Source organism: Phormidium sp. CCY1219 (genome assembly GCF_035615515.1).
Lineage (GTDB): Bacteria > Cyanobacteriota > Cyanobacteriia > Cyanobacteriales > Laspinemataceae > CCY1219.
Window position 1 is genome coordinate 1 of the sequence record NZ_JAJENT010000650.1, and the last position, 12,333, is coordinate 12,333.

The following is a 12,333-nucleotide window of genomic DNA, read 5'->3' on the forward strand; positions in this document are numbered from 1 at the left end:
ATCTCCACCCAGGACGTTAATGCAATGCATAGCTTGCTTAACTGCCCTGCCTGCACCATCGAGTTTCACCTCCTATTCTATCATTTCTGAACATCCTGTCAAGTTTTCCGGGGCGAGGAACAGTGTTAATTTTTATTAAAATAATGAGCGTCAAGCTACCCGAATTATCCACCAATGTTGCTACAACCTGCTCAGCGCACGAAACTAGACCCCTCTGACGATACCGAGTTTTACGCTATCCCCCGCTTTGTCACCCATGTAGATGAAGGGTTTATCGACCAACTGACGAATCTGTATCGAGAACGTCTCCAACCCCATACCCGCATCTTCGATATGATGAGTTCGTGGGTATCTCATCTCCCGGAGGAGATGGAATTCGCCCATGTGGAAGGTCACGGACTCAATGAGGCGGAATTGGCAAAAAATCCCCGCCTCGATCGCTTCTTCGTGCAAAATCTGAACGAAAATCCTCGCTTTCCTCTCCCGGATGAAAGTTTTGATGCGGTACTCAATGCGGTGTCTATCCAATATCTGCAACATCCAGAAATCGTGTTTGGCGAAATTCACCGCATCCTCAAACCCGGTGGAGTGGTAATTATCAGTTTCTCCAATCGGATGTTCTATCAAAAAGCCATTCAAGCGTGGCGCGATGGAACGGATAGGAGTCGTTTGCAATTGGTGAAAGGCTATTTTAATGCAGTGGAAGGCTTTACCCAACCAGAAGCGATCGCCCGTCAATCCGATGCGCCTTCTTTCTTGCAATTGTTAGGCATAGGCGGTGGCGATCCGTTCTATGCGGTTATCGCTTATCGCCGTTAAATTTACTGTGGTTGGTCATTGGTCATTAGTCATTGGTCATGTGGTCAATTGTCATTGGTCAATGGTCAATTCTCATTGGTCATTCGTCAATTGTCAATGACCAATGACTCCCTTTTAATTCAACTTAGTGGCCTCGATCTAAATCGGCCAAAACGGTGGCTATTGTGTGGCAAAATTGGGCATGGCATTGTCCGTTACTGGCCACCAAACATCCCCACTGACTGACATCTTTTTGATTGTAAACTAAAGGCGTGCCGTCGATATGGGTTAATTTTCCACCAGCTTCGGTTAAAATTAATTCTGGTGCGGCTAAGTCCCAATCTTTGGGGGCACTTTTGCCGGATAGGGAAATAAATACATCCCAGTCTTGTTCGACAATCGAGGCGATTTTATACCCGATACTGCCTAGTTTTTGTTCGATGTTTCCGGGCAATCTGTGCAATAGGCGGGTTAATCTTTCTTCCTTTCGCGATCGCCGGGTGACGATGCGTAAGTCTGGGAGACGATCGCGCGGGGAGACTTTCGCCCATTCGCGATCGCCACTGCGATCCTCCACAAATGTGCCGCCATTTTTGTGGGCGTAGTACAATTTGCCCGCTTCGGGCAATACCACCACCGCGACTACTGGTCTTCCTTCATAGACTAACGCAATATGCACCGCATATTTAAAGTTTCTTCGGATGAAGGCGCGGGTTCCATCAATGGGGTCAATTATCCAGATCCACCGATGTCCCAGGCGATCGCTTTCGGATTGGGTTTTGTAAGTCTCTTCGCTGAGATATCCAAACCCCTGAGTGCCAAAAGCAATTCTCAGTTGTCTCAATATGTATTCACTCGCCGCAATATCCGCATTGGTTACTGGCCCTTCTTGTTTGTGTTTGATTCTCAGTTCTCCGGGGGGTTGACTGTGATAATGAGATAAAATCTCCGCACTCCCCCATCCCACACTGCGCGCGATCGCTCCAATTTCGGCTATTTTCTCAATGCACATTTCCCGCATCCGCTTTCCCCCCGACTGATTTTTGGTTCATTACTTTCCTACAGCAACCCTTCCATGAATGTTATCCCGTAACGGCCACAATTTTCCCCTGAATTTTCCCTCGGTGTAGGGTGCATCAAATTGTTGGCCTCTGTTTTGTCTCGCGATCGCAAATTTTTTCCGGTTTCTTTAACAAATATTTACATTTTGGGCGGCAAAAAAAGGGGGGAAGGGGTTGACTTGGCACTTGATTTCTGGTATGCTCGGATTACAATGGGAATAGTGACAATTTTCGGGAAAGCTGTCACTATTCCCATTATGATATAAGCATATCACAAATTTCCCTGGCGCGCAACAACATTTGCGTCTTTTTTTAAGCCGATTTTTAAGGCGATCGCCGCCGGAAAGACGAGCATTGCTTTCCCAAGGAGTCAAAAGGAGTCAAAGGAGATAAAACTAAGATTGTCTGGCCCATTGTTCCCAATCATGGCGGGGGGAGAGACCTTGAATTTGCAAATCAATCTCGTAAAATTCAACGAATTGGAAGAGGCGCAGCAAACCGGCGCGAAAATTCTGCTGATGACTGGTAAAGCAGATAGTGCAAATCACCGGACTTTGGGAACGGACGTACACCAAACGCCGATCGCCTCGATTGCGAACCAACATCACCCTTGTCACCTTGCGCCAGGGAATAGAGATGCGCGGACTTAACGGACTGCGACGGACAATGGCGCGATCGCTAATTTCGATTTTAGCCGATAAACCGTCAGCGATCGTCAAAAACGGACTAGTTAATGCAACCCAAATTAAAGCCGTATCCAGAGAATTAACAACAAACGCCACGCAAGCGGAAATTAAATAAAACAATCCCAAACCCAACCCCATCCACCGATTGCGGGGTTTGAGAATCAGTATATCCTCTGGAGTGTTCATGTGTTCCGATAGTCCTAACCAGTTTGTTGATTCAATGGTACTCCCGAACGGGGGATTTTTCCATCCGACTGTAGGGAGAGTTTACAGCGTGGCGGGAAGAGATTTCATCCATTCGCGGGTACCAAATTGCTGACAAGCGTGGGAAGCAATTTGCGCCGCCGAAGCCAAAGCTGTGGGAAAATCTTGTTGTAAAATAAAGTGACAAAATGCGCCGTGAAAAATATCCCCTGCCCCTAAGGTATCCCTGGGGTTAATTTGCGGAACCGCTACCGTAGCGCGATCGCCATTGCTGAGGTATTGAATGGGATTTGCGCCGTCAGTAATGGCAATGTGGGGGATAGAGATCGCCTCGAGATAGGCAAAAACCTCCTGGCGGTTGTCACACTCGGGCGGATAAAAATTGGCCGAACAAACCGCATAATTGACAAAAGGCAAAACCTCTTCCAATCCGGGTTTCCAGCTTCCGCCATCGAGCACCACCGGAATCTGATGAGATTGGGCCAATTGCGCGATCGCAACGCTAGGGAGAATTTGATGTCCGTCAATCAGCACGATATCGAAATTTTGACATCGGTCTAGGGGCAGAAAATCGTTAGAAACCGGAGATTTAGTCGCATTAATCGAGACCACAGCGCGATCGCCACTTCCCGCCGTGACAATAATTGAAGAAACCGGGGGCGGTTCGGCGCGAGTGGGGTTTAAATCGGCCAGAGCGATGTTATACTGTTGTAATTCCTGACAAATAATCTGGGTCATTGGATGACATCCCATCACCCCGAGGATAGTGGGTAAATTGCCAAAATGACGAAATGCGATCGCGGCATTGGTAGCCGGTCCGCCAGCGCTAATCGTATAGTCATTTGCCACCAATTTATCGTTACTTTGGGGGAAATTTTCGGTCAGATAAACCAAATCGATGGTGACCAATCCGACAAATAATCCTTGTGTGGGCATGGGTTGAATTTTAAAGGGTTGGGATTTATTTTATAGCAAATTTTATAGGAATTAAATCGATGGGGTAAAATAACCACTGTTCCTTGAACTGGGTTGGTCAGAGTCCGGGTTTCGGGTCAGGGAAACGAACTGCAGGTTAGCAATGGTTTAAAATTGCCAGAGAGGATATAGAGTAGTTGTGGGGAAAAGATGGCAGAAAAAAGGGCAGATGGCGATCGCAAAAGGGGAATTCTCTATATTGTGGGAACGCCGATTGGCAATTTAGAAGACATGACCTTTCGCGGGGTGCGGATTTTGCGAGAAGTGGAGGCGATCGCCGCCGAAGATACCCGCCACACGGGGAAATTGTTGCAGCATTTCGAGATAACCACGCCGCAGATTAGCTATCACGAACACAACCGGAAGCAGCGGATGCCGGAATTAGTGGATCGACTGCAGGGAGGAAGCGCGATCGCCCTGGTTACCGACGCCGGAATGCCCGGAATTTCCGATCCGGGATTTGAGCTAATTCAAGCTTGTGGGGAAGGGGGAATTTCAGTTGTGCCCATTCCCGGACCGACAGCTTGCATCACCGCCCTAGTGGGGGCTGGTTTACCGGGAGAACGCTTCGTGTTTGAGGGGTTTTTACCCGTCAAGGGAAAAGCCCGCCAGCAGCGCCTGGAAGCCCTCCAGGGAGAGACGCGGACGATGATTTTATACGAAGCGCCGCATCGAGTGCGAAAAACCTTAACCGAGTTAGGGGAAGCCCTCGGGGGCGATCGCGCCATTGTTTTGGGGCGAGAACTCACCAAACTGCACGAAGAATTTTGGCGCGGTTCGATTGCCGAAGCGATAGCACATTATGGGGGAAATTGTCAACCCAAAGGAGAATTTACTCTAGTGATTACCGGGAGGGAGACTGCTGCGCCCGCGATCGGGGAACAGACCCTGAAAGCCGAGTTACAAAACTTAATCAATCGAGGTATGTCGCGATCGCAAGCCACCAAACACCTAGCGCAACACACCGCCCTTCCGCGCCGCCAGATTTACCAACTCGCCCTCACCATTGGCGAAGAGTCGGAGTAGTTAGCGGCGTCCCCCCGCAGGGGCGTCTCTAGCCCCCAGAAACGCGCTTGACCACCACCACGGTAATGTCATCGTAAATCTTATGAGAACCGATATGGCGCATCACGTCATCGACAATTGCCTGTTGGATTTCTGCAGCACAACGGTGCCAATTTTCGCTAATAATATCGCAGAGTTTTTCCAATCCATAAAGCACTTTGGCATCATTTTCCGCTTCCGTAATTCCATCGGTATAAAGTACCACCCCATCTCCGGGATTTAATTGCACTTGAGTCTGGGCGAAAAACTCTGCCACATCCAGAGATAAGCCAATCGGAAAACCTAAATCCAGGGTATCGATGCATTCCACCGTAGCATCGGCGCGCACCAGAATTACTTCTTCATGCTGCCCGCTGATGCCCAGGGTTCCGCCTACATAATCTAACAAGGCGAGGCTCATGTTTTTCTCGCAATTCATCCGCTGTAGGTTGGAGTAAAGGGTGCGGTTAATAATATCGAGAAAATTGCGATCGTCAGTTTCCTGGCTTTCCAGGAGGGTGCGAATTGCGGTTTGGGCCATCAGCATCAGCACGCCACTTTCCAACCCATGTCCCGTAACATCGCCGATGCCAATTTTCGTGTGATTGTCCCAGGGCAATACATCATAATAATCCCCGCCTACTTCATCTGCTGGTTTCATGTAGCCGGCAATTTGCAATTGGCGAATTTGCTGCAATTCTGCTGGTTTGGGGAGCATCATTTCTTGCAGGCGACGCGCCACATTGAGTTCAGCTTGCAAGCGCAGGTTTTCGGTTTTTAGGCGAACCAGATTCAAGTGAGTTTTAATGCGGGCGAGCAATTCGTCTTTAGAAATCGGTTTGGTGATATAATCGTTGGAGCCGGCTTCGAGTCCGGCGACTAAATCCGCCACTTGATTTTTGGCAGTGAGCATAATGATGGGGAGTTCGTCCATGCCATATTTTTGCCGCAGGATTTGACAGACTTGATAACCGGTCATGCGTGGCATCATCACGTCGAGCAAAATCGCATCGGGATGAGGTTGTTGTTGGATTAATGCCAGGGCTTCTGAACCGCTGGCGGCTTGGATGACTTGATAGTGGGCGTTGGAGAGATAGTTCACGAGAACCTGACGGTTGACTGGTTCATCATCGACGATTAACAGGCGGAATTTACTGTTAGTTTCCGATTCAGGGGGAAGGGTCTGGGTGGGTGGGGCCTCATCTGGGGCAATGGCGATCGCCTCCAACCGAGTAGCGATCGCGCGGCGTTTCGTTGGCGGGAGTGGCACTGACGGGGGATTTGACGAGAGGGGCAGGGTAAAGGTAAAGCGCGACCCTTTCCCCACTGTGGATTCCACCGCGATCGTTCCCCCGTGCAACTCCACCAGCTTTTTCGTCACTGCCAACCCCAACCCGGTCCCGCCATAAAGCCGCGCCGTGGAACCATCTCCTTGCTCGAAGGATTCAAAAATCGAGTCGAATTTAGTGGGGGGAATGCCGATGCCGGTATCGGAGACGGTAATGGCGAGATAACCCGACGGGGGATTGGTGAGGGGCAATTCGGGTTCCCCAGTTTCCCCTGCCTCATCGGGTACCACTTCCGCCGAGACTTCCACCGTACCGCTTTCGGTAAATTTAATCGCATTGCCGATTAAGTTGTATAAAATCTGCTGCACCCGATTTTCATCCGCCTCTACCGCCGGCAGTTCGGGGTGAAGGGTATTGATGAGTTCCACCGGCTTTTCGCCTATTAAGGGGCGAGAAAGGGTGAGGACAACTTCGGTGATTTCTCGCATTCCCACCGGCTTGAGTTGCAGTTGCAATTCTGCTTGTTTGATTTTGGACAAATCCAGGATATCGTTGACTAAATTAGTGAGTCGCAAGCCACTTTGGACGATGGTAGAGAGGTTGTGTTGTTGTGTTGGGGTGAGCGATCCGGTAGCCCCTTCGAGCATGGAATCGGCAATGCCAATTATGCCGTTGAGCGGGGTACGCAATTCGTGAGAGGTATTGGCGAGAAATTCGTCTTTGAGTTTGTCTAGTCGTCGCAGTTCGTCGGTGACGAGACGCTCTCGTTCCAGTTCTTGGCGTTGGAATTCGAGTTGTTGTTTTTGGGCTTTCGTGCGCCATTGCACGTAGGCTAAAACTGAGCCAATTAAGGCGAGAAGGTAGAGGGTATAGGCCCACCAGGTTTTCCACGGGGGCGGGGTGATGGTAATATGAATTGCGGTGCCTTGTTCGTTCCAGACGCCATCATTGTTGGAGCCTTTGACCCGGAAGGTATAGGTGCCGCCGTCGAGGTTGGTGTAGGTGGCATAGCGTCGCGTGCCGGCATTTATCCAGTCTTGGTCAAAGCCTTCGAGTTTGTAGGCATATTGGTTTTTGGCGGGGTTGGTGTAGTCGAGGGCGGCAAATTCAAAGCCGAAAAATCGGTCTTGGTAGGAGAGTTGGAGTTGGTGGGTTTCGGAAATGGCGCGATCGAGAGTGACGGTTTCGTTGAATTTTTTAAATTGGGTGATGACCACAGGAGGAATATGGGGGTTGTCTTGGATGCGATCGGGATAGAAGAACGTAAATCCTTCTTCACCGCCAAAAAATAATTGTCCGCTAGGGCTTTTGAAATAAGCGAGTACGTTAAAATGATTTCCCGGTAGCCCTTCATCTGGGGTATAGTTTCTAAAGGTTTCCGTTTGTGGATTGAATTTCGATAATCCTTTGGAACTGCTCAGCCAGAGATTTCCTTCATCATCAGGCAGCAGGTTAGCTAAATAGGAGGTTGCCAGACCATCTTCTTCGGTGTAGTGTTGAAAGGTTTCAGTTTCGGGGTTAAATTTATTCAATCCGTCTTCAGTTACAATCCACAGAATGCCCGATGGATCCTGATAAATGCACACGACTCGGTTGCTGCTGAGGCTTTGGGGGTCTTCCGGGTTATGAGCGTAATGGGTAAAGGTTTCAGTTTCGGGATCGAATTTATCGAGTCCCCCACCATAGGTGGCAATCCAAAGATAACCCGAATTGTCTTCACGCACGGACAAGATTAAATTTTGACTGATGCTATTGAGGTCATCGGGATCGTGAACCCAGGATTTAGCTTTGCCGGTTTCGGGATCGAATTCATTTAATCCTCCCCCAACTGTCCCTAACCATAACCGGCCCGAGGAATTTTCCCGGATGTTTAGAATGGTACTATCGCTGAGGCTGTTAGGGTCATTGGGATCGGGTTTGTAGGTGATAAATTTTTCAGTGGTGCGATCGAATAAGTTTAATCCGGCATCGGTGCCGATCCATAGTCTCCCCGATGAATCTTCATAAATCGACCACACGCTATTACTGCTTAAGCTATGGCGATCGCTGGGATTATGTTTGTAATGCTGAAATTTTCCGGTTTGGCGATCGAATTTATTTAATCCTCCATTGGTGGTTCCGATCCAAACGACGCCCTCTCGGTCTTCATAAATCGACCAAACGGCGTCACCGGACAATCCATTGGGATTATTGTTGTCAAACCTGTAAGCTGTAAATTTTTGTTTACCGGGATGGAAGTGGCTCACGCCTCCCATCCAAGTTCCCACCCACATGCTATCAGTGCTGTCTCGATAAATTGACAGCACATTGTCACCGCTCAAACTATTGATATTTTTGGGATTGTTAGAATAATGGGTGAAGGTTTCCCGGGCAGAATCTAGGATATCGATGCCTTTACCCGTATAACTCGCATCCCACGTTCCCGAACCAATCCACAGTTGTCCCGAGGCATCTTCAGCAATGGCGCTGACGCTATCAACACTGAGACTATTGGGATTATTGGGGTTATGTTGGTAGTGGGTAAATTTTCCAGTTGTTCGGTCAAACTGATGGAGACCGTTCCTCTGAGTGCCAATCCACAGGTGGTGGGAATTATCTTCATAAATAACCGTGACTGGGTGAGGGGTTGCTGAAGGAAAAGGATTCAGTCGATCGCTGTAGTGGATAAATTGATTCGTTTCTCGGTTAAAGGTATGGAGTCCGCCGCCCAAGGTGCCAATCCAGAGTTCCCCCGCTGAATCTTCATAGATGGCACTGACTGCATTATCGCTCAAACTATGGGCCTGATTGGAATGATGAGTATAGTGGGTAAATTGATTCGTTTCGCGGTTGAAGCGATTGAGTCCGCCGCCTTGGGTGCCAATCCAAAGGGTTCCGGAGGAATCTTCATAAATTGTACTAACTTGATTGTTGCTTAAACTTTTGGGATCGTTCGGGTTGTGGAGGTAGCGAGTAAAGGTTTCGGTGACGCGATCGAAGGCATTGATTCCGCCAGTTTGGGTGCCAATCCAGAGAATGCCAACATGGTCTTCATAGATGGCGGAAATCCAATTATCCGATAAGGAATTCGGGTTGTTGGAATCGTGCTTGTAGGTGGTCAAGTCGTATCCATCATATTTATTCACCCCTTCTTGGGTGCAAAACCAGAGAAATCCTCGCGAGTCTTCTAGAATGCAGTTGATGCCGATTAATCCGTTGTCCGTGGAGAGGCGATCGAATTGTAGGGTAGCCTCTGGTTGGGCATAGGCAGTAGGGGATCCGCTTATCCACAGGATTATGACCAGTAACAGAGAAATTAACCCTCGGAAAATGCGGTCAGCGTTTTGATAACTTTGGCTTCGGATGTTCATGCGATCGCCTCTAATTATGGATCGAGCAACAGGTGCTATTGCTCTCGGCAGATTGACCCCCAACTCAAGGGCTGGAGTTTAAACGAACCCGCCCCCGGCTTTTTATATGATAGTATAGGGGGCGAGTTCTTCTGCGGCAACAAGGGGTCTGTTCCTGCTGAGTGCGAACCCTTGGGCATGGAAGTGTGGTTATCGATAAACGGAGAGAATCTCGCGGCTCATCTGGGTGTAGTCACCATCGTAGCGGGTGACGTCATAGCATCCCAGGGGATTGTCCACCAGATTTAGACGGCATTTTTCGCAATAGGTACAAGGTTTGTCCGGACTGTCTTTGCCTTCGGCAAAGATTTTCGGCAGGTTGGGGTTGGCAATTAAGGCCCGGGCGATGGTTACTGCGTCGCAACAACCTTCCGCGATCGCTTTGCGGATGTAACTGGCGCTTTGAAATCCTCCGGTACAGAAGATGGGAATCCGCACGGCTTTTTCGATCTGTTGGACTTTCTGAATGTGTTCTCCTTCGATGTCTAAAGGAAAATTGCCAGAGGGACGATCGGCAACAGGCAATTTACTCCCCAGGTGAAGGGCATCTGCCCCGGCGCGTTCGATCCACTGGCATAACTGAATTTCGCGATCGCGGGTTTCCAACGCATCGATTTTCACCTGCAAGTGAAAATCTCCCCCGACTTGGGTGCGGATTGCTGTGACGATTTCGAGCAAAAACCGCGATCTGTTCTCGAAAGACCCTCCATATTCATCGATGCGATGATTCACGGTGTCACTGAGGAACTGCCCGACTAGATTGGCGATTGAATTGAGGCGACCGTTTGTTTCATCTTCGAGCAACCGCCCGGTTCCACTTTTCGTAGCATCCACTTCCACACCATCGAGTCGTGCCTCTCGCGCTCTTCTGGCTGCATCTGCAAAGCGATTTACGATCTGCTGGATTTTCTCGGGAGCAATGGTTTGACTGAGGGCACCGAGATGACTTCCACCATAACTCAGCTGCGCGATGTATTTGCAATCATAGTGATGGACGGTTTGGGCAACCTGTCGCCAAAATGGAATTTGTTCGTCGCGATCGAGGGTGGCACAATTGGGGGCAATTCGCCCCGTGCCACAAACGGGAACGACACAGGAGAGAATTGCCCCGACTCCCCCACGAGCGAATTTTTCTTCCCACTTGAGACGCGCCGTAGTGCCAGTCCCATCGGGATTATCGAAATTTCCGTAAGTATTCGATCTCAAGATCCGATTTTTCAGGGTAAGGTTGCGACACTGAAGCGGTGCAAAAATAATATCCGATTTCATTTTTAATTGTCCTCGCGATCCGGGAGTACGACTCAATACAAAAAAAGTGCCTTCTCGAAGTCATCCCGTACAACCAGGACGCTACCGTAGGCACTCGGTTTTTTTGACGAACTTGCCCGCGAGCGATCGCCATTCTGAATGAATTTTGCAACCTGCCGAGGCTCATCATTTCTCACATCCGGCGCTCGGCTTCAGGAATCCCCGAAACCGCCAAGGAGCGCGGGCGTTTTATCGCGTCAAATCAAACACAAAATTCTCCAAACTGTCTGCTGCGTTCGTCGCGCAACAGTCGCAGGTAGTTTTCTTCGCCGCCCGCGCGGATTAAGTCTTTTTGCTCTTCAGTCAAGTCATACTCGCTCAAGATAGACTCTATATCATTTTGATATTGGCGAAATTTTTCCGGTTCTTCCGCCATATCAGCCAGGAGTTTATATAGAGCAGATGCCATAATTGCTGTTTCCTCTTTTGATGAACAACCCTACCTGTCAGAATAAGTGAATTTATCAATTGCAAACCGAGTTCTGCATTATTCTACCATTTATTGTTGAAAACAAACTCCCTATTATCATCAAAAAAATAAATATTTATTTGACCAAATTAATACCCTGCTTATTGATTATCCAATCATCAGCAAGTTCGGCTGATTTATTGTTATTTTCAAACAAACCCATCGGCAAATTGGCTATTTCTCGCATTTCCCTCCATAGCGATAGGGGCACGGCAATGCTGCCGTACCCCTTGCATTTCCCAAAACCCCCGGGGGCGATCGCGACGATTACAGCGAATAAACCTGCCCGTCAATCAACACCCGCGTAATGCCCTTTTCTTGCAAATACGCACTGGTTTTTTGCAGCATTTGCCCGTCGGGCATTTTAATCACTCGTTGATTGCGAGCGCAGAATCGTCGCGCCACTCGGTGATTGTCAAAAATCGGCAGAGTTTTTTCTTGCACTTCTTCCCGAGGAATTTCCCCGAGTTCGCCAAACTCTTTCAGAGGACGAGTAATCAACTCCCCACCTTTATCCACCACAAAATAGCAGGTTTTCGGCAACTCAGCGTCGGCGAGGGGGATGACTTCCACAAAAGGAGAAGGGCGAGAGCGGCGCTGAGTTAACAGGGCATCTTCGTCCCATTCTTCATCCTCATCCTCATCCTCATCCTCGTCGTCTAAGTCTTCCTCATCGAGCAAATCTTCCCCGAGCATTTCCCGGAGGGCGCTAGCTTCCATTGCCTCATAATTTTCCTCAAAGGCATCTTCATCGGTGTCCTCTTCATCGAAATCCGCGTCTTGCGCCGCCGAAGAAGAGCGTTTGCGAATGCGGCGCGTACGCGCATCGCGCAAAGACTCTTCCTCTGAGGCTTCCTCAGACCCTTCCGGCGAACCTTGAAAGCGACCGGCGCGCTTTTGCTGAATCAGGGATTCGTATTCCTCGTCCGATAAACTGCTTCTGAGGATGCGGCTTATCGTGGAGCTACTCACCCCATAGCGACTCGCCAGGGTTAAAGTGGTTTCTCCGGGCTGTCGATAGAGGTCGAGGATTTCTCTTTTATCAGAATCGGAAAGTTTTCGAGAACTCATGCCGCATCAGGGGGGTAAACAGCGTGGATAATCAGGGGA

Annotated in this window: 9 protein-coding genes; 2 read left to right on the forward strand and 7 right to left on the reverse strand. The window is 49.2% G+C overall.

Annotated features, from left to right (window positions below):
- Positions 1-174: 174 nt before the first annotated feature.
- Positions 175-819, forward strand: coding sequence for a class I SAM-dependent methyltransferase (locus tag LKK83_RS18655; protein WP_324632784.1), 645 nt, complete (start codon positions 175-177; stop codon positions 817-819).
- Between the two features lie 124 nt (positions 820-943).
- On the opposite strand, the gene LKK83_RS18660 is transcribed toward LKK83_RS18655, so the two are convergent.
- The 3 genes from LKK83_RS18660 to LKK83_RS18670 form a co-directional block, all read right to left on the reverse strand.
- Positions 944-1,819, reverse strand: a complete 876-nt coding sequence (locus LKK83_RS18660; protein ID WP_324632785.1) for a 3'(2'),5'-bisphosphate nucleotidase CysQ family protein — start codon at positions 1,817-1,819, stop codon at positions 944-946.
- 435 nt (positions 1,820-2,254) lie between these two features.
- The gene (locus LKK83_RS18665) at positions 2,255-2,731 is read right to left on the reverse strand and encodes a hypothetical protein (RefSeq protein WP_324632786.1); all 477 of its coding nucleotides are present in this window, start codon (positions 2,729-2,731) and stop codon (positions 2,255-2,257) included.
- An 81-nt stretch (positions 2,732-2,812) separates the two neighbouring features.
- Positions 2,813-3,685: a sugar kinase gene (locus LKK83_RS18670; RefSeq protein ID WP_324632787.1), complete on the reverse strand. Its 873-nt coding sequence runs from the start codon at positions 3,683-3,685 to the stop codon at positions 2,813-2,815.
- A gap of 189 nt (positions 3,686-3,874) precedes the next feature.
- On the opposite strand from LKK83_RS18670, the gene rsmI reads away from it, so the two are divergent.
- Complete coding sequence (rsmI, locus tag LKK83_RS18675) at positions 3,875-4,750, forward strand: 16S rRNA (cytidine(1402)-2'-O)-methyltransferase (protein ID WP_324632788.1); 876 nt, start codon at positions 3,875-3,877, stop codon at positions 4,748-4,750.
- Positions 4,751-4,778: 28 nt separating this feature from the next.
- On the opposite strand, the gene LKK83_RS18680 is transcribed toward rsmI, so the two are convergent.
- The 4 genes from LKK83_RS18680 to LKK83_RS18695 form a co-directional block, all read right to left on the reverse strand.
- The gene (locus LKK83_RS18680; RefSeq protein WP_324632789.1) at positions 4,779-9,407 is read right to left on the reverse strand and encodes a two-component regulator propeller domain-containing protein; all 4,629 of its coding nucleotides are present in this window, start codon (positions 9,405-9,407) and stop codon (positions 4,779-4,781) included.
- Positions 9,408-9,596: 189 nt separating this feature from the next.
- Complete coding sequence (locus LKK83_RS18685) at positions 9,597-10,715, reverse strand: NADH:flavin oxidoreductase (protein WP_324632790.1); 1,119 nt, start codon at positions 10,713-10,715, stop codon at positions 9,597-9,599.
- Between the two features lie 241 nt (positions 10,716-10,956).
- Complete coding sequence (locus LKK83_RS18690; RefSeq protein ID WP_324632791.1) at positions 10,957-11,163, reverse strand: hypothetical protein; 207 nt, start codon at positions 11,161-11,163, stop codon at positions 10,957-10,959.
- Between the two features lie 327 nt (positions 11,164-11,490).
- Entirely contained in the window at positions 11,491-12,294 is an 804-nt protein-coding gene (locus tag LKK83_RS18695; protein ID WP_324632792.1) for a helix-turn-helix domain-containing protein, read from the reverse strand.
- Positions 12,295-12,333: the final 39 nt, after the last annotated feature.

Excerpts from the sequence above, each read along its gene's own strand:
- LKK83_RS18655 (WP_324632784.1), top strand. The coding sequence starts at position 175 with ATGTTGCTACAACCTGCTCAGCGCACGAAACTAGACCCCTCTGACGAT.
- LKK83_RS18660 (WP_324632785.1), bottom strand. The coding sequence starts at position 1,819 with ATGCGGGAAATGTGCATTGAGAAAATAGCCGAAATTGGAGCGATCGCG.
- LKK83_RS18665 (WP_324632786.1), bottom strand. The coding sequence starts at position 2,731 with ATGAACACTCCAGAGGATATACTGATTCTCAAACCCCGCAATCGGTGG.
- LKK83_RS18670 (WP_324632787.1), bottom strand. The coding sequence starts at position 3,685 with ATGCCCACACAAGGATTATTTGTCGGATTGGTCACCATCGATTTGGTT.
- rsmI (WP_324632788.1), top strand. The coding sequence starts at position 3,875 with ATGGCAGAAAAAAGGGCAGATGGCGATCGCAAAAGGGGAATTCTCTAT.
- LKK83_RS18680 (WP_324632789.1), bottom strand. The coding sequence starts at position 9,407 with ATGAACATCCGAAGCCAAAGTTATCAAAACGCTGACCGCATTTTCCGA.
- LKK83_RS18685 (WP_324632790.1), bottom strand. The coding sequence starts at position 10,715 with ATGAAATCGGATATTATTTTTGCACCGCTTCAGTGTCGCAACCTTACC.
- LKK83_RS18690 (WP_324632791.1), bottom strand. The coding sequence starts at position 11,163 with ATGGCATCTGCTCTATATAAACTCCTGGCTGATATGGCGGAAGAACCG.
- LKK83_RS18695 (WP_324632792.1), bottom strand. The coding sequence starts at position 12,294 with ATGAGTTCTCGAAAACTTTCCGATTCTGATAAAAGAGAAATCCTCGAC.